Genomic DNA, 26,354 nt, shown 5'->3' on the forward strand with positions numbered 1-26,354 from the left:
TGCAATTTGATTCGATTTTCCCGCAAGCGCTGCAAAGCTGCAAGTGATGTAGCGGGTTATACCGGAGAATAAGTCCCCAATAGACTCACCAGCCATAGCACCAAGGCCCCTAATATCAATTGCAACCAACAGCCTGTTACCAAGCCACTTTGTGCTAGTTTAGGTCTTGTGCGCATGGCAGGGACGATTACATAACGGTTTGCCAGTGCCACCAAGACCATTAATGCCACCAAGGCGATTTTTAATAACAGCAGGCCCTGATAGGCAGAATTCATCTCCCGCGGCCAATGGCCCAAGATAATCAGGCTATTGCTCACTCCGGTAATGATGACCAAAATCACCGCACCATGGCCCCAACGGGAAAATCGTATCAATGCGGTCACAACATTCTTATGCCACTGCGGTTGGGGAAGATAACGCAAACAGATCAACAAGGGGAGTAGGCAGCCAAACCAATAGCCTACGGCAAGCAAATGCACGGCATGGTTAATACGGTGCAACATGCCCAACGCACCGCTATGCATCACGGCATGCCCAACAAACGCCAGATTGAGCAGCAGCAATAGTGCGCATAGCATCAATGCCGGGCCACGTTTTGCTGCCTGTAGCAACAACGCCAATAGCGCCAAGAATGAAAACAGTAGCTGCCAGCACCAGGCTTTACCAAACGTAGTGCCTAATACAGCCCACCAAATAGTCGGGCGCCAAGTATCCCCCCAGCCGTCTCCCATCAAGCCTGCTTGCACTGCCAGCAACAATACTGCCGTAAAAGCGGAAACCCAGACAGCAATGCGCTGCAGTGGGTAGAAATGGCGGTTAACTAGGGGGGATGTGTGCTGTGGCGACAAAAACAGGGTGAACAGGCTGCAACCGAATATCAACATCACCGCTGCAAAGTGCAGAAAGCGACATAATACCAACAAGGTTGCCAGCGTCATTGATCAGTTTACTGTAAAGCTGTATTGGCCTTTAGTTTTATGACCATCAACAGAAACAATCTGCCAGTCAACGTGGTATTTCCCTGCCGTTAGTTCAGTTTCAAACGGTAGCTGTATCTGCTGGTTGTTATCAGGGGCCAGCACCAACTTGCCCGTTTTGACTAGCTGATTATCGGGGCCGCTTACTTTGACCTTACTAAAGTTAAGCTCGATACCTTCTGAAAAGTTCAGCGTAAGCACTTTCGGTGCCGGGCTTACGGTGCTGCCGGTCGCCGGGACCACCGTTTTCAAATGCGCATGAGCCAACAGAGGTTGAGAAAACAATCCGAGAGATAGCACAGCAATCGTGCCAAGCAGGCGAATTTTAGTGAACATTCCACACCCTTTTATTATTAGTTGCAGCATGCCGCATGCTGCAACATAAGTTCATTTAGCTATTACTCGTCGGTGCAAAAGCAGCCATTTTCTGCAGGTCTTTATCGATAAAGAACAATGAATTGCCACTGTTCCCCACCAAAGCCAACTTATCCAGTATGGATTTAAACAGTTTCTCTTCTTCATGCTGTTCCGCAACATACCATTGCAGGAAATTGAAGGTGGAGTAGTCATGACTGGTTATTGCCGCGTGAGCTAACTCATTAATTTTGCCGGTGATCAGTTGCTCATGTTGATAGGTTTTCTGGAAAACATCAGCCAGTGAATCGAATTCTACCGGTGGGGCGTCAATGCTTCCCAGCAAGGGTAAAGCACCGGTGTCATTCACGTAATCGAACAGACGATGCATATGTTGCATCTCTTCTTTTGCATGCTTTTTCAGGAAACCGGCAGATCCTTCATAGCCATTGTTGCTACACCAGGCACTCATTTGTAGGTAAAGGTTTGCTGAGTAAAACTCCAGGTTGAGTTGCTCATTTAACTTGCTGACCATATCTTGGGTTAACATAATGATTCCTTTTGATATTATTTGGGTGATAAGGATGGCTATCATGTTAAATCGTAGATAACACAACATACCTGATTATGAAAATGATTGCTATTTACAACGGCTACCCTAGGTCAAATCTGTGAAGTCGCTGGTAACAATGCAAACTCAGTTATGGCTGAGGGTAAAACTGCGCTTTGTGACTTGCCAAGTGCACTTGGGTAGATTACCTTCTGCCTGTTTTGATATTGCCAAATGAAGGAATACCATGAGTTACAATCTGGCTGAACTTTCCAAAGATGAGATGGATAAGGTCAACGTTGATCTGGCTGCATCCGGGGTCGCCTTCAAAGAGCGCTACAATATGCCGGTGATCCCAGAGATGATGGAGCGTGAGCAACCAGAACATCTGCGTGATTATTTCCGTCAACGTGTAGCGCACTATCGCGCCGAATCACATAAATTCTCTCGTCTGCCTTACGAACCCAAAGTGAAATAACCGCGCTAACCATAATGATGGCTTGCTGGCGGTTATTTGCCAGCAAAATGGTCGGTCGCCAGGATCACATGGTGCTGGATACCCGGTTCATTGGTGGAATGCCCTGCCCCTTCAACAATTTGCAGTTGCGCTTCCGGCCAAGCCTGCGCCAGATCCCAAGCGTTTTGTAACCGGCAGACCATATCGTAGCGCCCATGAATAATCACCGCAGGAATATGGCGGATCAGTGGGACATTTTTCAGTAACTGGTCATCACTGGTGAGAAATCCCTGATGGGTAAAGTAATGGTTTTCAATGCGGGCAAACGCCAAGGCAAACTCATCTTCACCAAAAGTAGCCGCCGTACTGCTGGGTAACAGTGTCACGGTTTCCCCCTCCCACAGGCTCCACAATTTGGCTGCTTCGAGCTGTATCTGGCGGTCCGATGAGGTCAAGCGCTGTCGGTAAGCCGCAATCACATCTTTACGCTCTTCCTCTGATAAGATAGACAATACCTGCGCCCATTTATCCGGGAAGATATGTGACGCACCATCCTGATAATACCAATTCAGTTCCTGTTGACGCAGGGTGAAAACACCGCGTAATACCATTTCACTGACCTGTTGCGGGTATGTTTGCGCATAAGCCAGGGCCAAGGTGGCACCCCAAGAGCCCCCCAACACCAGCCATTGGTCGATGCCCACCATTTGGCGCAATCTTTCTATATCGTCCACCAGGTGCCAAGTGGTGTTATTTTCCAGGCTGGCATGGGGCTTAGAACGGCCACAACCGCGCTGATCAAATAGCAACACGTTATAGCGTTGTGGATCAAATAGTTGCCGATGGCTGGGTGAAATGCCGCCACCGGGCCCACCATGAAGAAACAGTGCCGGTTTACCCTGTGGATTACCACTCAATTCCCAATAGATTCGGTGCCCATCACCCGTATCTAACCAACCGCTGTCATACGCTGCTAATGGTGGATATAAACCGCGCAATTGTTCCATGCTATTTCCATCTCGTGATATGTCTGCTTTTATCAAAACCGAAGTGGCGCAAAATATAACCACCACTTTGTTTTGAACATTTTGATAAAGTATAACCAGTGGATTAACAACACGTTGTATTTTTTATTTTTTTAATGCTTGCTTCTACTGGTGGTAAGGGGGTTAATGGCATAGCAACCCACCCAATCATAAGGTATTAGAGAGGCCATCATGAGTAAGGGATTGGATAGCAAGAAAAATGCGAAGAAAAAACCGGTGAAAACACCTGCCGAAAAACGTGCTGATAAACGTGCCAAAAAAGGGAGCCCATCGGGTGATCAATTCCTGATTCACCAGTAATCCCCCATCGAGTATTAACGCTTTATTAAGCTGAAGAGAAAATGTAGCCGTCGCCATTAAACAGCAGCCATTATTACTGCGGCATCAATGGCAACGGCTATCAGTATATCTATTCTGCTAACGAAATAATAAAGGCGTACTCCAACGCAATATCCTCGTAGGCTTTAAAGCGCCCAGACTTGCCGCCATGGCCAGCATCCATATCGGTGTACAGTAACAGTTGATGATCGTCGGTTTTTAATTCACGCAGTTTCGCCACCCATTTCACCGGTTCCCAATACTGCACTTGGGAATCATGCAACCCGGTGGTGATCAACATAGCGGGATAATCCTGGGCTTTAACCTGGTCATAAGGGCTATATTGCAACATTGTGTCGTAATAGGCCTTGTCGTTGGGGTTACCCCATTCATCGTATTCGCCGGTGGTTAATGGGATGGTGTCATCCAGCATGGTGGTCACCACATCCACAAACGGCACTTGGGCAACGACCCCGTTAAACAGTTGCGGTTCCTGGTTGACCACCGCCCCCATCAACAATCCCCCTGCACTGCCCCCCATGGCAAACACTTGCTTAGCATCGCCATATCCCCGTTCTACCAGGTTTTTGGTGACATCAATAAAATCGTTGAAGGTGTTTTTCTTGTTAAACAGTTTGCCATCTTCATACCAGCACTGGCCTAACTCCGCACCACCACGGATATGTGCCAACGCAAAGACAAAACCACGATCCAGCAAGCTTAAACGGCTGGCACTGAATGTCGGGTCGATACTGTAACCGTAAGAGCCGTAGCCATACACCAGCAACGGGTTTGCCCCATGGGTAAAACGATCAGCACGGTAAACCAATGATACCGGTACGGCTACCCCATCACGCACCGTCACCCACAGTCGCTCACTGCGGTAATCTTGCGCGGTGAAATTTTTCACTTCCTGCTGTTTTAACTGCTGCCGCTGACCACTATCCAAGTCCAACTGATAAATGGTGGTGGGTGTGGTCATAGAGGAATAACCATAACGTAGCAGCGCTGTTTCAGGATCGGGGTTGTACTCTAACCAAGTCATGTAAGCGGGATCGTCAAAGGTGATGGGTTTATCTTCACCACTGTGCCAATGGATTTGCCGCAACTGCGTTAACCCCGCCGTACGTTCCTCCACCACCAGCCAGTCGCGGAATAGACTGAACCCTTCAAGCATTACTTCAACACGTGGGGCAATCAGCGTCTGCCAGGTATCCTCTGCAGGAACATCGCTCTGATAAAGGCCAAAATTTTTGCCCTGTTTATTGGAGCGAATATAAAAATGGTGGTGGTAATGATCAACGGCATATTCATGATCTTTACGGCGAGCGACAAACATCTGCGGCGGCGCGTCGGCGCAATCGGCATCCAGCAACAAAACTTCTGAGGTGGTGGTGCTGTTGATGTAGATCAGGATATAACGTTCAGAGGTGGTTTTCCCTAGGCTGACGTCGAAGGTATCGTCCAACTCTTCATAGACCAGAACATCTTGCTGCGGATCCGTGCCGATAATATGGCGATAGACCTGATAAGAGCGCAGTGTTTGCCCATGGTTACGCACATAAAACACGCTGGTTGAATCATTGGCCCACTCAAAATTGCCTGCGGTATTCGCTAACACCTCTTCTGCCCAGCTAGCGTTACTCAGCAGTTTAAAGCGGATGTCGTATTGTCGCCGTGATAAAAAATCCTCCGCCACCGCCAGGCGTTGATTGTCCGGGCTGACTTCCAAGCCACCCAGGGTATAAAAATCGTGGCCTACCGCCCGCTGGTTGCCGTCTAACAAGGTCTCCCAGTGCTCGCTAGTGGCCTCTGGCTGACGCAGATAAACCGCATATTCATTGCCAGGCTCATAGCGGGTCTGGTAGCGGAAACCGCGTTTTACGTAGGGTACGGAGTGTTCCTGCTGCGGAATTCGCGCCACCATTTCTTGGTACAGCGTTTCACGCAGGGCTTGCTGCGGTTTTAGCTGTGCGGCGGTATAGGCGTTTTCAGCCTGCAGATAGTCCAAAACCTCAGCATCTTCCCGTTGGTCGTCACGTAACCAGTAATAATTATCCACGCGGGTGTCGCCATGGACCGTAATGGGGTAAGGCCGTTTTTGTGCTTTTGGTGGTGTTATCATTGTTTAATCATCCCGCATACTCTTCGCCAATCAAGCTACAGCGTTGTTGGCTGCTCTCATTCACCCTAGTCACATAGTTATCTATGCTCCTAGGGATTCATTCGATTGCCGCCTACCTGTAACTTGATTGTACTTGTGTATATAGCGCTTATCATGCCAACCCGGCGCCTATTTCAACAACCGCACTTTGCAGCTTTTACCTTTGATTTTCCCCTGCTGCAGTTGTTGTAACGCTTTGCGGGCACTGGCCTTGCGGATGGCCACATAAGCGTGCACCGGGAACAGGTCAATCTTGCCCACTTCTGCGGCAGTTAAACCGGCATCCCCAGTTAACGCGCCAAGAATATCACCCGGGCGGATTTTGGCTTTGCGCCCACCATCAATGCACAAGGTGACCATTTCCGCTTCAAGGGCCGCGTCAGCAGCACCCTTTAACTCTGACACCTGGCCCCAGGTGACCGCCATGGACAAAAACTCCTCAAGGGCATGCACTCGCACCATTTCCTGCGGGGTACACAGGCTAATCGCCTGGCCACTTAAGCCTGCCCGGCCAGTACGGCCAATACGGTGAACATGCACCTCGGGGTCAAATGACAGTTCGTAGTTAACCACCAGTTCCAGTTCTTTTATATCCAGACCACGGGCAGCCACATCCGTCGCTACCAATACCCGGCAACTGCGGTTGGCAAAACGCACCAACACTTGGTCTCTGTCGCGCTGCTCCAAGTCACCATGCAGTGCCAATGCATTGATATTATAGGCATCAAGCGCCTCGTAGACGCTCTGGCAATCCCGTTTGGTATTGCAGAACACCACGCAAGAGGCGGGTTGATAGTGGCGGATTACCGCAACCAAGTGTGCCAGCCGTTGGTCACGGGTGGTTTCGTAAAAACGTTGCTCAATGCTGGTGAGTTCCTCGCTCTCGTCCACCACTACGTCGAATGGCGTGCGTTGCACCCGGGCACTGATTCGCTCAATGCCTAACGGGTAAGTGGCAGAAAACAGCAGTGTTTGCCGTGACGCTGGGGTGTAGCTGATCACTTGATCAATTTCGTCGGCAAACCCCATATCCAGCATGCGGTCCGCTTCATCCAACACCAGCACCTGCATGGCATCCAGTATCAGGGTTTTCTTGCGCAAATGCTCCTGCACCCGCCCCGGTGTCCCCACCACAATATGCGGCGCGTGAACCAACGAATCCAACTGTGGCCCCAGCGGTTGGCCGCCGCACAAGGTCAATATTTTGATGTTCTGTGCAAAACGGGCCAGGCGGCGCAACTCTTTACTGACCTGGTCGGCCAACTCACGCGTCGGGCATAAGATCAGCGCCTGCGTCGCCACCAGCGGAATATTGATTTTATCCAGCACCCCAATACCAAATGCAGCCGTTTTACCGCTGCCCGTTTTGGCTTGGGCGCGTACATCCTGCCCTTGCAGGATGGCGGGCAAGGCTGCGGCCTGTACCGGCGTCATTTCGGCATACCCCAGTTCATTTAGGTTGGCTAACTGTTCGGCGGGTAATGGCAAGGAAGAAAAGGAAGCTGTGCTCACGGCAATAACTCTTATAGTCAGTGAAAAAGCGGCGCTGTGATGGTCAGCAGCGGTTCGAGTATTAATGATAACAGATTTAAGGTCATTTCCAGATTGATACCCTGGGTTATCTCTCCGTGACAGTGCAAAATCGCCAGTTGTGTGCTCAGACCAGGTTTGCAATCGTTTTCGTATATACTGACAGCGCTCCAACTCCCATTAATCCCAACAGAAAACCAGGTACCAAACTATGTTAACAATTGGAACTGCCCTGTGCCCTGCGGCCACCCGTGTGATGTTGCTCGGTTCTGGCGAGTTAGGCAAAGAGGTGGCCATTGAATGCCAACGTTTAGGATTGGAAGTAATCGCGGTTGATCGTTACCCCAACGCACCCGCAATGCATGTGGCACACCGCAGTCATGTTATTAATATGCTGGATGGAGAAGCATTGAAAGCGGTGATCGAGCAAGAGCGTCCCGATTACATCGTGCCCGAAATTGAAGCTATCGCCACCAATATGCTGGTTGAACTGGAACAGCTTGGCCATCGCGTGGTGCCCTGTGCCGAGGCCACTCGCCTCACCATGAACCGTGAAGGTATCCGTCGCTTGGCGGCCGAAACCCTTAACCTGCCAACCTCCAGCTACCGTTTTGCCAGTAATGAAGAAGAATTCCAGCAGGCGGTCTCGGAAATAGGTTACCCCTGCATCGTCAAACCCGTGATGAGCTCATCCGGCAAAGGGCAAACGCTGATTCGTGATCAACAACAATTGAGTGCAGCCTGGGAGTATGCGCAACAAGGCGGCCGCGCTGGTGGTGGGCGGGTGATTGTTGAAGGGCTGGTCACCTTTGATTTCGAAATCACCTTGTTGACCATTAATGCCATTGATGGCATCTACTTCTGCGCCCCCATTGGCCACCGTCAGGAAGAGGGGGACTACCGGGAATCTTGGCAACCTCAGCAAATGTCTCCACTGGCCTTGAGTCGTGCCCAAGCCATCGCCGAGAATATCGTGCGGGCCTTAGGTGGCTTTGGTCTGTTTGGCGTTGAGCTGTTTGTTTGTGGTGATGAGGTGATTTTTAGTGAGGTTTCCCCTCGCCCACATGATACCGGCATGGTCACGCTTATTTCGCAGGATCTTTCAGAGTTTGCACTGCACGTCCGAGCTTTCCTTGGCTTGCCGATTAACACCATCCGGCAGTTCGGGCCTTCAGCTTCGGCCGTAATTCTACCGGAGCTTAATAGCAATAATGTCCGTTTCACGGGTTTGAATCGCGCACTCAGCGGTTACAACCAGGTGCGATTATTCGGTAAGCCGGAAATCAACGGCACACGTCGCCTGGGGGTGGCACTGGCCACGGCACCTGAGATTGAACAAGCAATAGCCCTAGCGAAACAGGCAGCGGCGGAAATCAAAGTATTACCGTAAGTGGTGATCACTATCCCCTGGGCTTTGGTTTGAATAATGCGGGGATATTTGGGGGCGGGATACCGCCCCCAATGCCATTAAATCACGACCATTTAATCGTCGTCATGCTCCTCGCCAGTATCATCATCTTCTTCAAGATAGTCACTGACTGTTGGCTGATCCGGTTCATCATCAAACATATGGGTAACCCGGTCATCTTTATGGGCTTCGCGGATTTCTTGCGCCACGATGGCAATGGCTTCGCCACTGCTCATACCTTGCTCCATCAGGTCATGGATTCGTTCAGCCGCTTCTTGCTGCTGTTGGTGACTTAAAGATGGCATTCCTGCGAACATCTGCTGCTCCCCAGTAAAATATAGGTATGGATTATATACCCAAGTTGAGACAAGATGCAGTCCAACAGCCATTTGCCTGAATTTAGTTCTCAACCTTAACCCATAACACCGTTTCCACTAGCCAGATAAAGTGAATACCATGAGTGTCAGCACCCCTAATCTTAAATCGTTGCCCTATCACCGCGAAACGTTGCTAGCGCTGTTTGCACCATTAGCACAACAGCCATGGGCAATGTTGCTTCACTCCGGGTTTGCCGAACACTCACATAACCGTTTTGATATTTTGGTGGCCGACCCGCAGGTGACATTAACCACGCAGGGTGCAGTGACCCAGATCCAGCAGCCAAACGGCACTATTTGCTCACCAGAAGACCCGTTTAAACTGCTGCAACAGCAGCTCGATGCTCTGGGCATAACTGTCTCGGCGAATAGCGAGCTACCGTTTCAAGGTGGAGCCTTAGGGCTATTCGGTTACGATTTGGGGCGACGTATCGAAACACTGCCACAACGGGCACAGGCGGATATCACCTTGCCAGATATGGCGGTAGGTATTTATGACTGGGCCTTAATCGCCGATCATCATCAGCAAAAATTGACCCTGCTCAGCTATGGTGATGTGGAACAGCGTTGGCAGTGGCTCAGTCAGCAGCCCGGTTACGCTACCGAGCCGTTCTCCTTGACCGGGCATTGGCAAGCCAATATGACGCGTCAGCAATATGGTGAAAAGTTTCGCCGCATCCAGGCTTATCTGCTGAGTGGTGATTGTTATCAGATCAATCTGACGCAACGCTTTTCCGCCCCTTATCAAGGGGATGAGTGGCAAGCTTTCTGCCAGTTAAGTGCTAGCAACCGCGCGCCCTTCTCGGCTTTTCTGCGTTTGCCGCAAAATGCAGTGCTCAGCGTGTCACCGGAACGCTTTCTGTGGTTGGCCAACCAGCAAATCCAGACCCGCCCTATCAAAGGCACCCTGCCACGCCTGGCAGATGCCGCACAGGACGCGGAGCAGAGACAAATGTTGGCTAACTCCGCCAAAGATCGGGCAGAAAACCTGATGATCGTTGATCTGCTGCGTAATGATATCGGCCGCGTAGCTCAACCCGGTACGGTACGGGTCCCTGAACTGTTCGTGGTAGAACCCTTCCCAGCGGTGCACCATCTGGTCAGTACCATCACCGCCACCTTACCGGAGACCACTTCCGCCAGCGAGTTACTGCGCGCCTGCTTCCCAGGGGGGTCTATCACCGGTGCGCCAAAAGTGCGCGCCATGGAGATCATTGAAGAGCTGGAACCACAACGCCGCAATGCCTATTGTGGCAGTATTGGCTATATTAGTTTCTGTGGCACCATGGACAGTAATATTACCATTCGCACACTGTTCACTGAACATGGCCGCCTATTCTGCTCTGCGGGTGGCGGTATTGTTGCTGATAGCCAGGAGCAGGCGGAATATCAGGAAACCTTTGATAAAGTAGGCCGTATCTTGCCACTGCTGGGGGAGTTTACCGTTTCATGAGCTATCAGGATAATCAGCTGCAACTGGCTGATTTTATTCGCCGCTTTCAGTTACAACTGCCGGAGGAACAGGCGTCATCACGGTATCAACAGGTACGCCCCGCCGCCGTACTGATCCCGATTATTCGCCGGCCAGAACCCACGTTGTTACTCACTCGTCGGGCTGATACCTTGCGTAAACATGCAGGCCAGGTCGCCTTCCCTGGGGGCAAAACCGATATTGACGACCACTCGCCGATTATCACCGCATTACGTGAAGCGGAAGAAGAAGTGGCTATTCCCCCGCACAAAGTACAAATACTCGGTCAGTTGGCACCGCTTGATAGTAGTACCGGTTTTCAAGTCACCCCGGTTATCGGCCTGCTACCGCCTGATATCCAATTTCACGCCAATCAAGATGAAGTCGCCACAGTGTTTGAAATGCCACTCCAGCAGGCGCTGATGCTTTCGCGTTATTATCCATTGGATATTCAGCGCGGAGGCCACCCGCATCGGGTTTATCTCTCTTGGTATCACAGCCAATTTATCTGGGGGCTTACTGCCGCCATTATTCGCCGTCTGGCCCAACAGGTCCGCATGTAAAAGCACTGCGATCAACTTATGCGATCAACTTAGCCGATCGTTTTTGACCAAAATAGTTATACCCATGATTTATGTGTTATTTTTATTCCATTTAACTAAAAGTTCAACCTTAGCCTACGTTTAATTAACTTATTGATTTTCATCATGTTATCAATCATTACAAGTTTAGCAACTACCCACAGATGCACCTGGCTAATCTTTATTCATTTGAAATTGCCACTGTCACAAAGCCTAGAGACTATCAGCATCAATTTTATTTTCCTTTGCCACAGATACCGCTGCAGGATCAGGAATCAGGTGTTCTGATCCTGCTTGCAGTCAGAAGTCCGATTTATTCAATAAAGCCAGTAACCCGGTGGCATTTTGATTATTAGTCATGTCTTTTTCTAAAACTAAACAATACTGTTTCCCTATCACCCATATTTCCAAAACGCAACCCAGACTTTATCACATACAAACGAGTAGAAGGGCAGTCATATTCTTTACCTTCAAAATTAAACTTCTGCTTAGTTGGCGCTAATAATATATCCAAGCCATCAGCCGTACTTTCCCAATAATAAGCGGAATAGTGCCAAGTATCGGTAGCCTCTCGCACAACAATAGGGTCACCATATTTCTGTTTTAACACCTGCGGTATTAATTTACTTTCCTCACAGCTACGGGTAAATATATAATACCCTTGCAATATATTATCTTGTTGATTATTTACCAAAAAGCCTATCTCACTCTTCATGTATGGCTTCTCTTTGGGGTAATCTAATGAAAATTTGATACTCCCTAAACGATAGTTTTCGACTTTCTTAGATGTGCTATAGTAAGGAAACCCCGTATCTTGGTCCAAATCAATTTCCTTTAGTGTATTTTGAATGATTGAGTCATCCAACTTAGCACCAATTTTTAACTCTGACAGGTCCACTCTTGCTCTGGTGTCACATGAGACTGACATAAAAAAAATCAATGTAAACAAGGCGAATTTCTTCATCTTTTTAATCAGTTCCATTATGTTTATTCCTTAATTTTTCATTGTTCGCAGTATATAGTCCAGTCAGTCGATTACAATCTATCGGCTGATTCTTCATCGCTATCCGTGATACTTACCCGGCGGATCAGAAGGCGCAGATTATCCTCGACGGCGCAGATTATCACCGGTCGGAGCGAGTGAAAAGTTCGATTTTCGCCGGTGTCAGCTTTGTGTTTGTGACCAGGCTTCAATGACTTTGGTTGATAGTGGTTTTTTCTCTGTGCTTCCCACCTTGCTGGCTCCCTGCAGTGTCACTGTTAATAACATTCATTATCGATAAAAGCTTACAAGCTACATTTTGACCTACAGTAAAATGTAGGATTAGGTGAGACTTTAAAAGATTAAAGAATTTAATAGGAAAAAATCAGTCAAATGAATAACAAAATGCTATTAAAATCAGATCTGGACAGTCACATATGATAGCAATTGACCAAAATAACCATAACAATAGGCCTCTATAAGGAGTTTTAACATGATTAGCATTTTCGACATGTTCAAGATCGGCATCGGTCCATCCAGTTCTCACACCGTCGGGCCAATGAAAGCCGGCAAACAGTTTGTTGACGAGCTGGTTAAGCATGGCTTGATGGCCACGGTGACACGTATCGCCGTTGATGTTTATGGCTCACTTTCGTTAACGGGCAAAGGTCACCATACCGATATTGCCATTCTGCTTGGCCTGGCGGGTAACCAACCGGACACTGTCGATATTGATAGCATCCCCGGTTTTGTTCAGGACGTTAAGCAGCGCCAACGCCTGATGCTGGCCAACGGTTTGCATGAAGTGGACTTCCCGCAGGACAGTGGCATGGTGTTCCGTAGTGACAACCTGCCACTGCATGAAAACGGTCTGCAGTTCCACGCCTTTGCTGGCGACCAACTGATTTATAGCAAAACTTACTACTCCATCGGCGGTGGGTTTATTGTTGATGAAGAACACTTCGGTAAAACCGACACTGATGAAGTTGCGGTGCCTTTCCCGTTCCATTCAGCCAGTGAGATGCTGGCCCACTGCCATGCCAGCGGCCTCTCGCTGTCCGGGATGGTGCTGCAGAACGAGTTGGCGCTACGCAGCAAGCAGGATATCGATACCTATTTCAAAACTATCTGGCAAACCATGCTCGCCTGTATTGATCGCGGGTTGAACACCGAAGGTCTGCTACCCGGCCCTCTGCGCGTTCCACGTCGCGCTTCGGCCTTGCGCCGCCTGCTGGTCTCTTCCGACAAGCTCTCTAATGACCCGATGAATGTGATCGACTGGGTCAATATGTTTGCCCTGGCGGTTAATGAAGAGAACGCCGCCGGTGGGCGGGTAGTCACCGCCCCCACCAATGGGGCCTGCGGCATAGTGCCGGCAGTGCTGGCGTATTACGATCACTTTATCGAGTCCGTCAGCCCAGATATCGCGCTGCGTTACTTTATGGCGTCAGGGGCCATCGGCACCTTGTATAAAATGAATGCCTCTATTTCGGGTGCCGAAGTGGGTTGTCAGGGTGAGGTGGGCGTCGCTTGCTCAATGGCGGCAGCCGGTTTGGCTGAACTGCTGGGGGGCAGCCCAGAGCAAGTTTGCATCGCTGCAGAAATTGGTATGGAACATAATCTGGGTTTGACCTGTGATCCCGTCGCCGGTCAGGTGCAAGTCCCGTGTATTGAGCGCAATGCAATCGCTGCTGTGAAAGCCATTAACTCTGCCCGTATGGCGCTGCGACGCACCAGTGAACCCCGTGTGTCGCTGGATAAAGTGATCGAGACTATGTATGAAACCGGCAAAGATATGAACGCCAAATACCGTGAAACCTCACGTGGGGGTTTGGCAATCAAAGTACAATGTGACTAGCCCCTCTGGATGGTAGGCGGTAGGTATATAATCCTAAAGGCTTAATCCTTCTATCAATAGCTGAGCAATGTCACATAATTTATTTTTTTCATGCCATAAAATAAATCACGTTAACGAGAGCGGGCTCTGATAGGTTTTTGAAACTACACGAAACGAGTTTTTCTACCATAATGTATCTGTAGCACAGTCGTAACGACTAGCATGATAATGTGAAAAGCGTAATTCATGCTTTAAGTTCATCAAGGAGGTAGCGAGTGGCAATAGCTATTATCATCGGCACACACGGGACTGCAGCAGAACAACTGCTAAAAACAGCAGAAATGCTATTGGGTGAGCAGCATAATACCGCCTATATAGATTTCGTTCCCGGTGAGAATGCTGAAACGTTAATTGAGAAATATAATGGGAAAATCAGCGAGCTCGATACCAGTAATGGCGTCCTGTTTCTAGTCGATACCTGGGGCGGGAGTCCGTTTAATGCCGCCAGCCGTATCGCCGTTGATAAAGAGCACTATGAAGTGATCACCGGGGTCAATATTCCGATGCTGGTGGAAACTTTTATGGCTCGCGATGATAACCTCAGCTTTGACGAGCTGGTCGCCCTGGCATTGGAAACCGGGCGTGGCGGCGTTAGAGCACTGAAAAAACCCATCGAAGAACCCAGTACCCCTGCCCCTGTACAGAAAAAAGCCCCACAACCACAGCGCCCTCTCGGCCCTGAAGACCATATGGTCATCGGTTTGGCTCGTATTGACGATCGCCTGATTCACGGGCAGGTCGCCACTCGCTGGACCAAAGAAACCAATGTTAGACGTATCATCGTCGTCAGTGATGAAGTGGCCGCTGACCATGTGCGTAAAACGCTCTTGACTCAGGTTGCCCCTCCAGGAGTGACGGCGCATGTGGTGGATGTGGAAAAAGCGATTCGCGTCTGGAACAACCCTAAATATGCCGGTGAGCGGGTGATGCTTTTATTCACCAACCCTACCGACGTGTGTCGTTTAGTGGAAGGTGGTGTCGATATCAAGTCAGTTAATATCGGTGGCATGGCATTCCGTCAAGGGAAAACTCAAGTGAATAACGCGGTTTCCATTGATGAGAAAGACATCGAGGCGTTTAAGAAATTAAACGATCGCGGTATCGAACTGGAAGTCCGTAAAGTGTCTTCGGACAGCCAGTTGAAAATGATGGACCTGATTAACAAACTCAATTAATGGCGCTTGTCGTTAATTATTTACTCAGAGCTCTTTGGTTATAGGAGAAGTGCAATGGAGATTACTACTCTTCAGATTGTGCTGGTGTTTCTTGTGGCATGTATTGCCGGGATGGAGTCTATCCTGGATGAGTTTCAGTTCCACCGTCCATTGGTGGCCTGTACGCTGATCGGTCTGGTTCTTGGTGATATGAAAACCGGGATCATCATTGGTGGTACGCTGGAGATGATCGCCCTGGGCTGGATGAATATCGGTGCTGCAGTGGCACCCGATGCTGCCTTGGCTTCGATTATTTCGACTATTCTGGTTATTGCCGGTGGTCAAAATATCGGTGCCGGTATCGCTTTGGCCATCCCATTGGCAGCAGCAGGCCAGGTGTTGACCATCATCGTTCGTACCATCACCGTTGCTTTCCAACACGCCGCCGACGGTGCAGCAGAACGTGGTAGCCTGCGGGCCATCACTTGGCTGCATATCTCTGCCCTGTTTATGCAAGCCATGCGTATTGCGATTCCGGCAGTGATTGTTGCACTCACTGTTGGCACTGACGTTGTTCAAGCCCTGCTTGACTCTATCCCTGAAGTGGTTACCGGCGGCCTGAATATTGCCGGTGGTATGATCGTGGTAGTCGGTTACGCGATGGTCATCAACATGATGCGTGCCGGTTATCTGATGCCATTCTTCTACTTGGGCTTCGTTACCGCTGCCTTTACTGACTTTAACCTGGTCGCACTGGGTGTGATTGGCGTGGTGATGGCCGTACTCTATATCCAGCTCAGCCCGAAATACAACAAGTCTCAGGCTGTCCAAGCGGGTCCCACCAATAACGACCTCGATAACGAACTGGACTAGGAATAGGTGAAAGAAATGGTTGATACAACAGCTCAAAAGAAACTGACGCCTGCTGATATTCGTGGCGTATTTATCCGCTCGAACCTATTCCAGGGTTCATGGAACTTCGAGCGTATGCAAGCCTTGGGATTCTGCTTCTCTATGGTGCCGGTGATCCGCCGGCTATACCCTGAAAACAACGATGAGCGTAAGCAAGCCATCAAACGCCATCTGGAGTTTTTTAACACCCAACCGTTCGTAGCCGCGCCAGTTCTCGGTGTGACGATGGCAATGGAAGAAGAGCGTGCTAACGGTGCTCCTATTGATGATGCCGCCATTAACGGTATCAAAGTAGGCTTGATGGGCCCACTGGCCGGTGTCGGTGACCCTATTTTCTGGGGTACGGCACGGCCGGTTTTTGCCGCTCTCGGTGCGGGTATTGCCATGAGTGGCAGCCTGCTCGGCCCGTTACTGTTCTTCGTTTTATTTAACCTGGTTCGCCTGATGGTGCGTTATTACGGTGTGGCTTATGGCTACCGTAAAGGTATCGATATCGTTAGTGATATGGGTGGTGGTTTCCTGCAAAAATTGACGGAAGGGGCGTCCATCCTCGGCCTGTTTGTTATGGGAGCACTGGTTAATAAGTGGACGCATGTGAATATCCCGTTGGTGGTGTCAAAAATCACTGACCAAACCGGGCAGACTAACATCACCACGGTACAAACCATCCTTGATCAACTGATGCCTGGCTTGGTACCGCTACTGTTAACCTTTGGCTGTATGTGGCTACTACGCAAGAAGGTCAATGCGTTGTGGATCATTATGGGCTTCTTCGCAATCGGTATCTTCGGTTACTGGATTGGTTTGTTAGGTCTGTAATCACCATGATTGACAACCGGGGTTAACCCCCGGTTTTTTTATTTATGGAGTCTGAGATGTCACTGACTGATGGCGTACTACTGTTGTTCATTATTCTGATGTTGTTGTATGCCCTGTATGACGAATTCGGTATGAATCTGCTGAAAGGCAAAACATTGCTAAAAATAGCATTAAAACGCCGTAACCGTCTGGACTGTGTGATTTTTGTCGGTTTGCTGGCGATTCTGCTCTACCGCAACATTGTCACCGAGGGGACGCAGGTGACCACCTATCTGTTAATCTCCCTGGCATTGATTGCCATCTATATCTCTTTTATTCGCTGGCCGAAGCTGCTGTTTAAACCGCAGGGGTTCTTCTATGCCAACGCATTTATCGATTATCAGCGTATCAAAGCGATGAACCTGTCGGAGGATGGTGTTTTAGTCATCGATCTCGAACAACGACGGTTACTGATACAGGTCATCCAATTAGATGACTTGGAAAAGATATACCATTTCTTTATTGATAATCAGTTAGAAAGTTAAAACAGCACGGTTATTGATGGTTGATTAACCAAAGTATCGTTATGGTTACTGTTCGAACATTTCGTGGTTAATATCAGCTGATTACCGGCAATTACTGCGGCTGAATCAAGTTGGCGGTGGTAAAAAGAGTATGGTAAAGTAGCGCGCTTATTGGGGAGTAGCCGGTTTCTGGCTGTTTATAGCGAGAAACGCCCGTATCAACATGCTCGTTTCGTTTGAAACGTGGTGCGGGCAGCCGAAAGGTTGGCAAGACCATAAACACGTAACACCATCGGTAGGTTGGGGGATGGCTTACGTGTCTATGGCGCTACCCAACCGAGACTTTTCCGCATGAACCTTTCTGCAACGCTTATTTTGGCTTTTGGCATGTCTATGGACGCATTTGCGGCGTCGATCGGCAAAGGTGCCGCACTACATCAACCTCGTTTCCGTGAAGCCCTCCGTACCGGTCTGATCTTTGGCGTTATTGAAGCCATTACCCCCCTTATTGGTTGGGGTTTCGGTCTATTTGCCAGCCAATATATTATGGAATGGGACCACTGGGTCGCTTTTGGTCTGCTGTTAATCCTGGGTATTCGCATGATCGTGGAAGGGTCGAAAAGCCAGCTAGAACAGGAGCACAAGGTCAAGCGCCACGGCTTCTGGTTGTTGGTTGTCACCGCTATCGCCACCAGTCTGGATGCGATGGCGGTGGGCGTCGGGCTGGCATTCCTGCAAGTCAACATTATCCATACCGCCATGGCAATCGGTTGTGCCACCCTGATTATGGCCACCCTGGGGATGATGATTGGCCGTTATATTGGCCCACTGCTAGGTAAACGGGCAGAAATCCTTGGTGGGATTGTGCTGATTGGTATCGGAACCCATATACTGCTGGATCACATGGGCTTTCTCTCTTAATCCACCGTTTCTGGCTGCGGATTGCTCTCAGTTCGGCGGTGCAGGCAAATAGCAAAATCCGTCTCACAATGGAATGCTGCCGAATCCGCCAGGCTACGCTGTACATCGGGGGCGGCACGCCAGGCAAAGGGGGTCATCTGTAGTAAATTAGCGGCCTGAGCCCCCGGCAATACCATCGGAAAGCGTAATGCTTCAGCCAATTCACAGCTAAAACCCGGCAGTTGCTCCCGATGTTCGGCGTGTAACTTGATATCTTGATAGACCATCCCTTTCAACTGATAGAGATGCCGCGGCCCGGGTGATACCGTAACCACCACGCCACCCGGCTTGACGACACGCGCCAGTTCTGAGGCTTTACACGGGGCATAGATACGTAATACCGCATCAAGAGAGTGATCGGCAAACGGCAAGCGATGGCTGGAGGCTACACAAAACGCGACAGCAGGATAGCGTTTTGCCGCCGAGCGAATAGCCACTTTGGCTACATCCAGCCCATACACCTTCACCCTACCCTGTTGAGTTAGCCGCTCCGCTACTGCGGAAGTGTAATAACCTTCACCACAGCCAATATCCAGCAACGCCTGTGCCTCGTTAGGCAGGGCTGTCGCTAATAGTTCTGCCACACGTTGCTGCAAGGGCTGATAATAGCCAGCATCAAGAAATGCGCGGCGTGCCTGCATCATCTCGGCACTGTCACCAGGTTGTTTAGAACGCTTGTGCTGTACCGGCATTAAATTGACATAGCCCTCTTTGGCACAATCGAATTGATGATTATGTTCACAGCGCCACTGTTGATTGGCATAAGCAAGCGGTTGATGGCAGAGAGGACACTGATAAGACATGGTTTTATCTCAGATTGATACAGCGTGGCTGGCATGACAATGATGCCCTGCGCAATGACGCGCCTAGTCTAAAGAAGGCGATTGCGCGATGCAAGGCAGGATGCCGACAACAGCTAGCCAAAGCGCGTAAAAGATGGCTACACTAGCGGTTATTCTCCGCTCAGATAATAGATTTTATGACCGATTACTCACCGCTTATTATGGCTATTCCTGGCGTCACTCATGGTTTCGGCAGTAAAAGTGCCCAACTGCCAATACCTTTACAACCTTATTGCAGCACTAGGCCCGCAACCAAGCAGGTACATGGTACGCGTATTGTCGATGTTCACCACCCTTTGCAAGCCTGTGGTGAAGCCGATGGCTTTTTTACCCGAGAACCGGGGATCTTGCTCAGCGTATTAACCGCTGATTGCCTGCCGGTGATCTTCTGCCGTAAAGATGGCCAAGCCATTGCAGTGGTACATGCGGGTTGGCGCGGTCTGCTGGAGGGTATTTTGGAACAGATGGCTCAGCGTATTAGCCTGGAGGACAGTACCAGTAACTGGGTAGCGGCTATCGGCCCGGCGGCAGGTGTTTGCTGTTATGAGGTGAACGAAGATCTTATCAATAATTTTCAACAACTCTTGCCCTTCCCCGCTACCATGATCAGCCCGAGCTATCGCCACCTGGATTTGGCCGCTATTGCTGAAGCTAAACTCACCGCGTTGGGATTTGCGGCCGTCGACCGGGTGGGCAGTTGCACTATCTGTACCCCTAATGACGACCCGGCCCTTGCCAGGCGCTTTAAATACACCAGTTATCGGCGCAATAGTCATCGGCGTGAACAAGACCCAACACACCCGGGGATCAAAGGTCGTAATCAGTATTCTGGGATTATTATAAATCAGTAAGATGATGAGAGAGTCTGCTTTGGCTAAGTTCATCATCCAGCAGCCTGGCAATAAACTTAGGCGGCAAATACGAAAAAACCCGCACATTATGCGGGTTTTTTGTACAGCTTGCGCTGATTAGATAGCAGTAACGTTTACTGCAGATGGGCCTTTCTGGCCATCTTGGATTTCGAATTCAACGTTTTGGCCTTCTGCCAGGGTTTTGAAGCCATTACCCTGAATTGCAGAGAAGTGTACGAACACGTCTTTGCTGCCGTCAGCCGGGGTGATGAAACCGAAGCCTTTAGACTCGTTGAACCACTTCACTTGACCTTTGATCTTTGCCATCTTGAGTATTTCCTTTAGATTATTTAAACCGCCCAGGGGCGTTACACAGACAAACTAGAGTCGTTACTGCTGAGGCACTAAGATCAGGATCGGCAGAGAAGCGATATTCAACGCTAACATCTTTACTCTGAACTTCTTTACTGAAAATGCCACACATATACAGAACTGTACCTCTTTTTACCCAAGTGCGTTATTACATACTCTGTAAACGATGGCAAGCCATTTTTAATCACTGATGGACATGTCGCACATATTTAAAACGGTTAAGGTCAATAATAGATTAAATAGGTTAAAAGAGGTTGAAGCCTTTGCTATTTTCTGCTTTGTAAAGAAAACATGCCAGGCTTCACTTCTACTCGCGTTGTTAACCCTCCACACCCCATGTCAATATCGATTCTTTTTAACCATCGAGCAATACTCTGACAGAGAAAATACGTAAAAAAATTTGAATGATTATCACGTGTTAATGACAACATTTGAATTTAGATGATCGGGCAGAACAATGCTGTACTGATCGGAGCTTTTCATATCAACCCTAGCGATAACAAGCTAGTACCTGCGCAATCTGCTGTAGATTGCAGTCAGCTATCACTCTGCTGATCAGCCTACTAACGCATAACCATACAAATGTTCTAAATTCAACGATGACCAAGGTGCAGTTGCGCTAAATATTCCTTTGCATGGCCACGGATACCCACCTGCTTATCCCTCTGATATCATTTGAACCGTGGTTATTGCGCCCACCTGCAGATAAATGATTTTAAATATCGAGTTGATAATAGTCATCGCCACCAGCCGGAAATAACCCTTTTGACTAGCGGAAAATATTGCTATTTCTGAATTTTAATTATGCTGTTGACTATTACACGCTATATATACTCTAAATAATTCGAATTGTTTGACAGAACGCTGACCGTTTCAAACAACACAGACCATTTAGAACAAGTAACACTGTAAACGAGTAGCCAATTTCGCTCGCCTTACGTTTACCATCTTATGAACTCATTGCGCTAGCGACCAAATCAGGCGGCCTCCGGCAATTACTCAGCCCGGCCCTGGTCGGGGCTGCTGCAAGCGGTTCCTGCCTGCGTTGTCCTCACTACGCAACTCAGCATCACGGCCGGCTACTACAGGCATCCTTGTCTGTCTCGCCTAAAAACGCAGTCCCTCGCGTTTTTGCCTATGCTTCGTGACTTCGTTCTGCGCCTTTAATGGCGCCAACCACCGTACTTTCTTCAACACTCATGTCATCTGCTAATTTTTAGTCATAAGTCGTCTTAACGTCGAGCCGCTGACCAATTTTCATTAGATGAAAGTTATGCTGTTCCAGCCCTGCATCACTTAACGCCTGCATTAATTGCTGCGGAGGTTCATCCAACGATTCATCCGCTAATTCAAAAACGCCCCAATGCATTGGAATAACCCGGGGCTGATTTAATTGTTGATATAACCGCACCGAGTGTTGGGGATCCATATGCTTCTCTTGCATAAACCACCTCGGTGCATAGGCTCCAATGGGCAAGGCAGCAATATCGAACGGCCCAAGACGGGTGCCTATTTCTACCAATCGCTCACTGTAGCCAGTATCTCCGGTGAAATAAAAACGTAATTCAGGGTGGTGTATCACCCAACCACACCATAGCGAATGGTTATGATCCCAAGGGGTACGCATACTCCAATGGCGTGCTGGTGTCGCATAAAACGTGGTTGTATCCAGCGTGAAACTATCCCACCAGTCCAATTCAACCACCCGCTTAGCGGGATAATGACTAAACCACTGCTTAAGCCCCAAAGGAACAACAAAGGTAATACCGCGAAAACGTTTGGTCAGTTCACTGATGGTCAATCGATCCAGGTGGTCATAATGGTTATGTGAAATAAGCACCACATCTATCGTTGGTAATTGTTGCACTGTTAACGGCGGGGGTGTTTTACGCTTTGGGCCATAAAAATTCACCGGTGATGCCCGTGATGACAGCACCGGATCAATTAACACATAACGGCCCCCCAAGCGCAGCAGTATAGAGGCATGCCCCAGCCACCAAATGCTATCATGATCACCACTGAGATCGGCGGCTTGCCACCATTGTTGGATAAATTGTTCATACCCCGCTTGTGGCGGTTTGGGCAGCCCCTGCTTTTTACGTTGATCCTGCCAACGTTTGAGATCCCCAGCTTTACGCAGTGACGGTTCAGGATTGGTAAACCCCCAAGGGGTATGATGCGCCTTGCTGGCATCGTAATATTTATTATTCTTCTTCATTCATACCTCTTCCGACCATCGGCTACGTTACTCGGCCTAACCACTTGGTATAGCCATCACATTGAACATCCAGCCATTTATGGCTATTACCAATTAATAATTTTATCTATGGCAATTTTTTAGCATTTAACTCGGTCAGCAGCAAGAATTTGTCGCTAATGTTTACCATTGGCTCTCGCTTGGCTCACGTTGCAGTGGCCTATCCTCACAGTACATGATAGGGCGTTTAAAAAAAGTATTTTGCCAACGCCATGACCCAAGTTATGTTTTATCCCGCTCTGTGCTTAATTATCTCTGTTGACGGGATCCCCATCATGTTAGTCGGCCTTAACCATTTGACACTCGCTGTGCGCGATGTGGAACGTAGCTTCAATTTTTACGTCGATATCTTGGGTTTTACCCCCAAAGCGCGTTGGCAGCAAGGGGCCTATCTTGTGCTGGGGGAACTGTGGCTCTGCTTGTCACTGGATCATACCCGGCAGGCGTGTGTCAATCGCGACTATACGCATTATGCGTTTAGCATCTCGGCGGAAAATTTTGCCACTATGGCTGCCCGCTTGCGCAAAAGTGGCATCAATGAGTGGAAATATAATCGCAGCGAGGGGGAGTCGCTCTATTTTACCGACCCGGACCACCATGCGTTAGAAATTCATTGCGGTGATTTAGCCAGCCGTTTAGCAGCCTGCCGGGAAAAGCCCTACCCGGGGATGGTATTTTATTAAGTGAGGAACGGGATAAGAAGGTAACGCACTTAACATTGAGGTCATCCAAGTTGCTATTTGAGGGTAACCCTGATGGTTCCAGACAACTTGAATGAACTTAGATAAAAGCTAACAATAAGATAAGTCGCTATCTTAACGCTCCGGGATAACGTCTTTATAGCTTAATGCGGGGTTGAGCTCATCATCATGGTGCCTATCTTCGCCCTGATTACCCTGCAACTGCATTTTCAATAGCGCAGTTTGTTGACGCTGTTGTTCAACAATCTGTTGCAACAAAACAATCTGCTCATTGGCACGCACGCTCGCACGGTTAACCAAAAACCAGACCCACAAGCCCAATAATGCGGCGACTCCCCCCATCACGATGGACATCAGACCGGATGGGCTAAAAACTAAATCAAACATAAACAACCTTATCGCTAACCAAATTTATTCAAACTACGCTGTTGCCAACACAGGTGCCGTTCCCAACGTCATTTGCATCACTACCTATCATATTTACCCACGGCAACAGCAACCCGGGTGATTAAATACCCGGGTGTACTTCGCTGATTACTGAGCAATAAAACGTTCAAGACGATTACGTAACTGATTGTTATGTTTGCGTAATCTATCAATTTCACCCAAGAGTTCCAGCGCTACCGCAATGCCTGGCCAATCCAGGTCAAGTTCTCGTTGTAACCGCTGAGCTCGATTGAATGCCACCAAAGCTCGGTCATCAAATAACCAGTTATCACTATTCAGGTCACAGGGCTCAATCACCCCTAACCCAACGACCTCCTGCAGTTCAGGCTCCGTCACGCCCGTATGCAGGCAAAACTCAGTAATGGTAAGTGTTATCTGTATGCTAGCCATTATGCTTTACTCCATACGGTGCGCGGATCAAAAGCCGGATTGGCCTCAGCCAGTTGCTGCCAGAGCGCAGCACTCTTGTCGTCTGGTTTTGCTGGCATAACAATCTTGATTACCGCATATAGATTGCCGGTCTCTTTTTTGCTGACCAGGCCCTTCCCTTTAACGCGCAAACGTTGCCCGGCCTGACTGCCTGCGGGAATTGTCAGCAAGATATTGTCCGACAGGGTGGGCAAGGATACTTTGGTTCCTAAAGCGGCTTCCCAAGGTGCCAACGGCAGGATAATCTCCAGATCATGCCCCATCACCTCAAACAACGGGTGTGGCGCGAGTTTGATAATCAGATACAGATCACCGTTGGCCCCACCATTAACCCCAGGAACGCCCTGACCTTTCACCCGGATACGTTCGCCATCCATGACCCCTGCCGGGATCTTGACATTGAGCGTCTTGGCTTTCTCTTCCTCGACCAAGCCAAAGGCGTTGTATACCGGGACGTTATAACTCAACGTTCTGGTCTGTTCTTTGAGTGTTTCTTCCAGGAACATAGCCACAGCAATTTCAACGTCCTGACCACGAGCGGCACGTTGATGGTGGTGTTGCTGGTTGGTCCGCGAACGCTGACCAAACATGGAGGCAAAAATATCGGAGAAATCTTCAGCGTTACCACTGTCTTCATGATGAGCGTCACGATAAGCCTTGCGGCCAAAGTTGGGATCATTGCGGTGTTTTAGCAACTCATCATATTCTGCTCGACGCTCACTATCTTTCAGTACTTCATAGGCTTCCGCGACCTCTTTAAACCGTGCTTCGGCATCCGCTTCAGTACTGACATCTGGGTGATACTTACGCGCCAACCGTCGGTAAGCCGTTTTGATGGCTTTGATATCATCTGAGGGTTTAACCCCTAAAATGACATAATAATCCTTCATTTCCATAATGTTATTATCTCGTTAGCCAAAGCGAAGAAAAGTAAAGCCAAGGTTGGTATACCCGGTTATCCAACAACCTACAGCATAACGCATCCGATGATCAAAATGCTGAGTCTAGTCAACACCTGCGTAACTTGGAATACAACGAGTATATACCCAAGTGGATGCGCGTTGCGGACTGACATCAAGGACACCGCGATTATATCAGCGGTCTGGTGAAGTGATAATGACGTACCCTACCCGAGCACGTCATTATTCAATTAATTTATCTGGGTAGGTTGTTCTCTGGTTTCACCGCTCTTTACCTCCGATGCCTACCTTATGATTAACCTCCATCACTGGCATTGCCATAAAAGCAACGACTCCGACGATGACAAAAAGAGTAACAATCATAGTTATTAGCATGTGATTACCTCTTCAACATAACGTTGTTACGGGGCACTCTGTGGTGCTGACTGATCTTTCAGGCCAAGACTGTAGGTAGGCCACGATCACTTTCACTCTTTCAGATTAGCTGTTTTTTCACTTTTACCCAAATAGTGTTGCGTGATCTTGTGTGGTTCAAACAACTGGTCAATGTGCCGTTTTGCTGCCCCAAGGTGACAACCCGAGCTCGGTCAGGTAGGCTAAGTAACAACCTATAACAGCAGGTTGCATAACGACTGATTTTAATCACGACATCGGCAACTGGGTAAATCTATTGATACAGGCACATCATCTCTCATTAGTCTGCGCGCTCAGTAAATGGGTTGAAACCCATCTCGGGCGAGTGATCCATCTTGAAGAGTTGGCCGCTTACTCCGGCTACTCGCTCTGGCATATGCAGAAACTGTTCAAAGAGGCGACCGGGATTTCACTGGGCAAATATATCCGCGAACGTCGTCTCGCTGGGGCGGTGTATCAACTACGTAGCAGTGATGCGCCAATTTTCGATATTGCGTTGGACTTTGGCTTCGGCTCACAGTCGCACTTTACCTATATGTTCAGAAAACGCTTCAATATCACGCCCTATGATTTCCGCCAGGATCCAAGCCTTGATCTCCCTATCGCACCACCGCTCCATGTTATTTATCAATAAATGGGCTTAACTACATGATTCAAATAG

At 48.9% G+C, this 26,354-nt stretch carries 29 protein-coding genes and 1 riboswitch; of the genes, 14 read left to right on the forward strand and 15 right to left on the reverse strand.

Going from position 1 to position 26,354, the window contains the following annotated elements; all coding sequences use genetic code 11:
- Nucleotides 1-56: 56 nt before the first annotated feature.
- From copD to ftnA, 3 genes are read right to left on the reverse strand one after another with little or no spacing between them, the layout of a single operon-like run.
- On the reverse strand, nucleotides 57-938 hold the full coding sequence (gene copD / locus ACX9GV_RS09775) for a copper homeostasis membrane protein CopD (RefSeq protein WP_473197908.1): 882 nt from the start codon (nucleotides 936-938) through the stop codon (nucleotides 57-59).
- Between the two features lie 3 nt (nucleotides 939-941).
- On the reverse strand, nucleotides 942-1,313 hold the full coding sequence (gene copC, locus ACX9GV_RS09780; RefSeq protein ID WP_473197909.1) for a copper homeostasis periplasmic binding protein CopC: 372 nt from the start codon (nucleotides 1,311-1,313) through the stop codon (nucleotides 942-944).
- Nucleotides 1,314-1,368: 55 nt separating this feature from the next.
- Nucleotides 1,369-1,881: a non-heme ferritin gene (ftnA, locus tag ACX9GV_RS09785; protein WP_473197910.1), complete on the reverse strand. Its 513-nt coding sequence runs from the start codon at nucleotides 1,879-1,881 to the stop codon at nucleotides 1,369-1,371.
- Between the two features lie 247 nt (nucleotides 1,882-2,128).
- Here ftnA and ACX9GV_RS09790 point away from each other — a divergent pair, with 247 nt between their 5' ends.
- A complete protein-coding gene (locus ACX9GV_RS09790) occupies nucleotides 2,129-2,359 on the forward strand; it encodes a DNA polymerase III subunit theta (protein WP_023491812.1) in 231 nt (76 codons plus the stop codon).
- A 32-nt stretch (nucleotides 2,360-2,391) separates the two neighbouring features.
- Here the strand turns inward: ACX9GV_RS09790 and pip are convergent, their stop codons facing one another.
- Entirely contained in the window at nucleotides 2,392-3,345 is a 954-nt protein-coding gene (gene pip, locus ACX9GV_RS09795; RefSeq protein ID WP_473197911.1) for a prolyl aminopeptidase, read from the reverse strand.
- A 210-nt stretch (nucleotides 3,346-3,555) separates the two neighbouring features.
- Here pip and ACX9GV_RS09800 point away from each other — a divergent pair, with 210 nt between their 5' ends.
- Nucleotides 3,556-3,684 (forward strand): hypothetical protein, encoded by a 129-nt coding sequence (locus ACX9GV_RS09800; protein ID WP_473197912.1) that lies wholly within the window; start codon nucleotides 3,556-3,558, stop codon nucleotides 3,682-3,684.
- Between the two features lie 109 nt (nucleotides 3,685-3,793).
- Here ACX9GV_RS09800 and ACX9GV_RS09805 read toward each other — a convergent pair whose 3' ends face one another.
- Together ACX9GV_RS09805 and dbpA are read right to left on the reverse strand one after the other, a co-directional pair.
- Nucleotides 3,794-5,827: a S9 family peptidase gene (locus ACX9GV_RS09805; protein WP_473197913.1), complete on the reverse strand. Its 2,034-nt coding sequence runs from the start codon at nucleotides 5,825-5,827 to the stop codon at nucleotides 3,794-3,796.
- A gap of 168 nt (nucleotides 5,828-5,995) precedes the next feature.
- Nucleotides 5,996-7,378: an ATP-dependent RNA helicase DbpA gene (gene dbpA, locus ACX9GV_RS09810; RefSeq protein WP_473197914.1), complete on the reverse strand. Its 1,383-nt coding sequence runs from the start codon at nucleotides 7,376-7,378 to the stop codon at nucleotides 5,996-5,998.
- A 229-nt stretch (nucleotides 7,379-7,607) separates the two neighbouring features.
- Between dbpA and purT the strand changes: the two genes are divergently transcribed.
- Nucleotides 7,608-8,786, forward strand: a complete 1,179-nt coding sequence (gene purT / locus ACX9GV_RS09815; RefSeq protein WP_023491817.1) for a formate-dependent phosphoribosylglycinamide formyltransferase — start codon at nucleotides 7,608-7,610, stop codon at nucleotides 8,784-8,786.
- Between the two features lie 92 nt (nucleotides 8,787-8,878).
- Here the strand turns inward: purT and ACX9GV_RS09820 are convergent, their stop codons facing one another.
- The gene (locus ACX9GV_RS09820) at nucleotides 8,879-9,121 is read right to left on the reverse strand and encodes a YoaH family protein (protein WP_473197915.1); all 243 of its coding nucleotides are present in this window, start codon (nucleotides 9,119-9,121) and stop codon (nucleotides 8,879-8,881) included.
- 139 nt (nucleotides 9,122-9,260) lie between these two features.
- On the opposite strand from ACX9GV_RS09820, the gene pabB reads away from it, so the two are divergent.
- Nucleotides 9,261-10,634: an aminodeoxychorismate synthase component 1 gene (gene pabB / locus ACX9GV_RS09825; protein ID WP_473197916.1), complete on the forward strand. Its 1,374-nt coding sequence runs from the start codon at nucleotides 9,261-9,263 to the stop codon at nucleotides 10,632-10,634.
- Entirely contained in the window at nucleotides 10,631-11,215 is a 585-nt protein-coding gene (locus tag ACX9GV_RS09830) for a CoA pyrophosphatase (RefSeq protein WP_473197917.1), read from the forward strand. The genes pabB and ACX9GV_RS09830 overlap by 4 nt, the downstream gene beginning before the upstream one ends.
- A gap of 370 nt (nucleotides 11,216-11,585) precedes the next feature.
- On the opposite strand, the gene ACX9GV_RS09835 is transcribed toward ACX9GV_RS09830, so the two are convergent.
- Nucleotides 11,586-12,215, reverse strand: coding sequence for a hypothetical protein (locus ACX9GV_RS09835; RefSeq protein ID WP_473197918.1), 630 nt, complete (start codon nucleotides 12,213-12,215; stop codon nucleotides 11,586-11,588).
- A 493-nt stretch (nucleotides 12,216-12,708) separates the two neighbouring features.
- Here ACX9GV_RS09835 and sdaA point away from each other — a divergent pair, with 493 nt between their 5' ends.
- From sdaA to mntP, 6 genes are all read left to right on the forward strand, one after another.
- Nucleotides 12,709-14,073 carry an L-serine ammonia-lyase gene (gene sdaA / locus ACX9GV_RS09840; RefSeq protein WP_473197919.1) on the forward strand — a complete coding sequence of 455 codons (1,365 nt, stop codon included), beginning with the start codon at nucleotides 12,709-12,711 and terminating at the stop codon, nucleotides 14,071-14,073.
- Nucleotides 14,074-14,327: 254 nt separating this feature from the next.
- Nucleotides 14,328-15,287 (forward strand): PTS mannose transporter subunit IIAB, encoded by a 960-nt coding sequence (gene manX / locus ACX9GV_RS09845; protein WP_473197920.1) that lies wholly within the window; start codon nucleotides 14,328-14,330, stop codon nucleotides 15,285-15,287.
- A gap of 54 nt (nucleotides 15,288-15,341) precedes the next feature.
- Complete coding sequence (locus tag ACX9GV_RS09850; protein WP_473197921.1) at nucleotides 15,342-16,139, forward strand: PTS mannose/fructose/sorbose transporter subunit IIC; 798 nt, start codon at nucleotides 15,342-15,344, stop codon at nucleotides 16,137-16,139.
- Nucleotides 16,140-16,154: 15 nt separating this feature from the next.
- Nucleotides 16,155-16,997, forward strand: a complete 843-nt coding sequence (locus ACX9GV_RS09855; RefSeq protein WP_473197922.1) for a PTS mannose transporter subunit IID — start codon at nucleotides 16,155-16,157, stop codon at nucleotides 16,995-16,997.
- A 56-nt stretch (nucleotides 16,998-17,053) separates the two neighbouring features.
- Nucleotides 17,054-17,521 (forward strand): DUF986 family protein, encoded by a 468-nt coding sequence (locus ACX9GV_RS09860; protein WP_023491827.1) that lies wholly within the window; start codon nucleotides 17,054-17,056, stop codon nucleotides 17,519-17,521.
- A gap of 140 nt (nucleotides 17,522-17,661) precedes the next feature.
- Nucleotides 17,662-17,839: riboswitch (yybP-ykoY riboswitch) on the forward strand.
- Nucleotides 17,840-17,851: 12 nt separating this feature from the next.
- Nucleotides 17,852-18,421: a manganese efflux pump MntP gene (mntP, locus tag ACX9GV_RS09865; protein ID WP_473197923.1), complete on the forward strand. Its 570-nt coding sequence runs from the start codon at nucleotides 17,852-17,854 to the stop codon at nucleotides 18,419-18,421.
- Here mntP and rlmA read toward each other — a convergent pair.
- Nucleotides 18,418-19,263, reverse strand: coding sequence for a 23S rRNA (guanine(745)-N(1))-methyltransferase (gene rlmA, locus ACX9GV_RS09870; RefSeq protein ID WP_023491831.1), 846 nt, complete (start codon nucleotides 19,261-19,263; stop codon nucleotides 18,418-18,420). The two genes, mntP and rlmA, sit on opposite strands and share 4 nt — an antisense overlap.
- A 176-nt stretch (nucleotides 19,264-19,439) precedes the next feature.
- On the opposite strand from rlmA, the gene pgeF reads away from it, so the two are divergent.
- Nucleotides 19,440-20,153 (forward strand): peptidoglycan editing factor PgeF, encoded by a 714-nt coding sequence (gene pgeF / locus ACX9GV_RS09875; protein WP_473197924.1) that lies wholly within the window; start codon nucleotides 19,440-19,442, stop codon nucleotides 20,151-20,153.
- Between the two features lie 117 nt (nucleotides 20,154-20,270).
- On the opposite strand, the gene cspE is transcribed toward pgeF, so the two are convergent.
- From cspE to ACX9GV_RS09890, 3 genes are all read right to left on the reverse strand, one after another.
- The gene (gene cspE, locus ACX9GV_RS09880; protein ID WP_002221949.1) at nucleotides 20,271-20,480 is read right to left on the reverse strand and encodes a transcription antiterminator/RNA stability regulator CspE; all 210 of its coding nucleotides are present in this window, start codon (nucleotides 20,478-20,480) and stop codon (nucleotides 20,271-20,273) included.
- Nucleotides 20,481-20,499: 19 nt separating this feature from the next.
- On the reverse strand, nucleotides 20,500-20,637 hold the full coding sequence (locus ACX9GV_RS09885; protein ID WP_152554949.1) for a DUF2627 domain-containing protein: 138 nt from the start codon (nucleotides 20,635-20,637) through the stop codon (nucleotides 20,500-20,502).
- Nucleotides 20,638-21,741: 1,104 nt separating this feature from the next.
- Complete coding sequence (locus tag ACX9GV_RS09890) at nucleotides 21,742-22,743, reverse strand: MBL fold metallo-hydrolase (RefSeq protein ID WP_473197925.1); 1,002 nt, start codon at nucleotides 22,741-22,743, stop codon at nucleotides 21,742-21,744.
- A 314-nt stretch (nucleotides 22,744-23,057) separates the two neighbouring features.
- Between ACX9GV_RS09890 and fos the strand changes: the two genes are divergently transcribed.
- Complete coding sequence (gene fos, locus ACX9GV_RS09895; protein WP_473197926.1) at nucleotides 23,058-23,465, forward strand: fosfomycin resistance glutathione transferase; 408 nt, start codon at nucleotides 23,058-23,060, stop codon at nucleotides 23,463-23,465.
- A gap of 132 nt (nucleotides 23,466-23,597) precedes the next feature.
- Here fos and ACX9GV_RS09900 read toward each other — a convergent pair whose 3' ends face one another.
- From ACX9GV_RS09900 to cbpA, 3 genes are all read right to left on the reverse strand, one after another.
- Nucleotides 23,598-23,870: a YebO family protein gene (locus tag ACX9GV_RS09900; RefSeq protein ID WP_473197927.1), complete on the reverse strand. Its 273-nt coding sequence runs from the start codon at nucleotides 23,868-23,870 to the stop codon at nucleotides 23,598-23,600.
- Nucleotides 23,871-24,017: 147 nt separating this feature from the next.
- Nucleotides 24,018-24,320 carry a chaperone modulator CbpM gene (cbpM, locus tag ACX9GV_RS09905; RefSeq protein WP_023491514.1) on the reverse strand — a complete coding sequence of 101 codons (303 nt, stop codon included), beginning with the start codon at nucleotides 24,318-24,320 and terminating at the stop codon, nucleotides 24,018-24,020.
- A complete protein-coding gene (gene cbpA / locus ACX9GV_RS09910) occupies nucleotides 24,320-25,255 on the reverse strand; it encodes a curved DNA-binding protein (protein ID WP_473197928.1) in 936 nt (311 codons plus the stop codon). The genes cbpM and cbpA overlap by 1 nt, the downstream gene beginning before the upstream one ends.
- Nucleotides 25,256-25,949: 694 nt before the next feature.
- Here cbpA and ACX9GV_RS09915 point away from each other — a divergent pair.
- Complete coding sequence (locus tag ACX9GV_RS09915; protein ID WP_473197929.1) at nucleotides 25,950-26,327, forward strand: helix-turn-helix domain-containing protein; 378 nt, start codon at nucleotides 25,950-25,952, stop codon at nucleotides 26,325-26,327.
- The last annotated feature ends 27 nt before the right edge of the window (nucleotides 26,328-26,354 follow it).

The organism is Serratia sp. 25CWL12 (assembly GCF_055790885.1).

Excerpts from the sequence above, each read along its gene's own strand:
- ACX9GV_RS09855 (WP_473197922.1), top strand. The coding sequence starts at position 16,155 with ATGGTTGATACAACAGCTCAAAAGAAACTGACGCCTGCTGATATTCGT.
- purT (WP_023491817.1), top strand. The coding sequence starts at position 7,608 with ATGTTAACAATTGGAACTGCCCTGTGCCCTGCGGCCACCCGTGTGATG.
- cspE (WP_002221949.1), bottom strand. The coding sequence starts at position 20,480 with ATGGCAAAGATCAAAGGTCAAGTGAAGTGGTTCAACGAGTCTAAAGGC.
- ACX9GV_RS09860 (WP_023491827.1), top strand. The coding sequence starts at position 17,054 with ATGTCACTGACTGATGGCGTACTACTGTTGTTCATTATTCTGATGTTG.
- cbpA (WP_473197928.1), bottom strand. The coding sequence starts at position 25,255 with ATGGAAATGAAGGATTATTATGTCATTTTAGGGGTTAAACCCTCAGAT.
- sdaA (WP_473197919.1), top strand. The coding sequence starts at position 12,709 with ATGATTAGCATTTTCGACATGTTCAAGATCGGCATCGGTCCATCCAGT.
- ACX9GV_RS09835 (WP_473197918.1), bottom strand. The coding sequence starts at position 12,215 with ATGGAACTGATTAAAAAGATGAAGAAATTCGCCTTGTTTACATTGATT.
- ACX9GV_RS09850 (WP_473197921.1), top strand. The coding sequence starts at position 15,342 with ATGGAGATTACTACTCTTCAGATTGTGCTGGTGTTTCTTGTGGCATGT.
- pgeF (WP_473197924.1), top strand. The coding sequence starts at position 19,440 with ATGACCGATTACTCACCGCTTATTATGGCTATTCCTGGCGTCACTCAT.
- pabB (WP_473197916.1), top strand. The coding sequence starts at position 9,261 with ATGAGTGTCAGCACCCCTAATCTTAAATCGTTGCCCTATCACCGCGAA.
- ACX9GV_RS09805 (WP_473197913.1), bottom strand. The coding sequence starts at position 5,827 with ATGATAACACCACCAAAAGCACAAAAACGGCCTTACCCCATTACGGTC.
- copC (WP_473197909.1), bottom strand. The coding sequence starts at position 1,313 with ATGTTCACTAAAATTCGCCTGCTTGGCACGATTGCTGTGCTATCTCTC.
- ACX9GV_RS09790 (WP_023491812.1), top strand. The coding sequence starts at position 2,129 with ATGAGTTACAATCTGGCTGAACTTTCCAAAGATGAGATGGATAAGGTC.
- copD (WP_473197908.1), bottom strand. The coding sequence starts at position 938 with ATGACGCTGGCAACCTTGTTGGTATTATGTCGCTTTCTGCACTTTGCA.
- cbpM (WP_023491514.1), bottom strand. The coding sequence starts at position 24,320 with ATGGCTAGCATACAGATAACACTTACCATTACTGAGTTTTGCCTGCAT.
- ftnA (WP_473197910.1), bottom strand. The coding sequence starts at position 1,881 with ATGTTAACCCAAGATATGGTCAGCAAGTTAAATGAGCAACTCAACCTG.
- ACX9GV_RS09830 (WP_473197917.1), top strand. The coding sequence starts at position 10,631 with ATGAGCTATCAGGATAATCAGCTGCAACTGGCTGATTTTATTCGCCGC.
- pip (WP_473197911.1), bottom strand. The coding sequence starts at position 3,345 with ATGGAACAATTGCGCGGTTTATATCCACCATTAGCAGCGTATGACAGC.
- ACX9GV_RS09800 (WP_473197912.1), top strand. The coding sequence starts at position 3,556 with ATGAGTAAGGGATTGGATAGCAAGAAAAATGCGAAGAAAAAACCGGTG.
- ACX9GV_RS09900 (WP_473197927.1), bottom strand. The coding sequence starts at position 23,870 with ATGTTTGATTTAGTTTTTAGCCCATCCGGTCTGATGTCCATCGTGATG.
- fos (WP_473197926.1), top strand. The coding sequence starts at position 23,058 with ATGTTAGTCGGCCTTAACCATTTGACACTCGCTGTGCGCGATGTGGAA.
- ACX9GV_RS09885 (WP_152554949.1), bottom strand. The coding sequence starts at position 20,637 with ATGTGTGGCATTTTCAGTAAAGAAGTTCAGAGTAAAGATGTTAGCGTT.
- mntP (WP_473197923.1), top strand. The coding sequence starts at position 17,852 with ATGAACCTTTCTGCAACGCTTATTTTGGCTTTTGGCATGTCTATGGAC.
- rlmA (WP_023491831.1), bottom strand. The coding sequence starts at position 19,263 with ATGTCTTATCAGTGTCCTCTCTGCCATCAACCGCTTGCTTATGCCAAT.
- ACX9GV_RS09890 (WP_473197925.1), bottom strand. The coding sequence starts at position 22,743 with ATGAAGAAGAATAATAAATATTACGATGCCAGCAAGGCGCATCATACC.
- ACX9GV_RS09820 (WP_473197915.1), bottom strand. The coding sequence starts at position 9,121 with ATGTTCGCAGGAATGCCATCTTTAAGTCACCAACAGCAGCAAGAAGCG.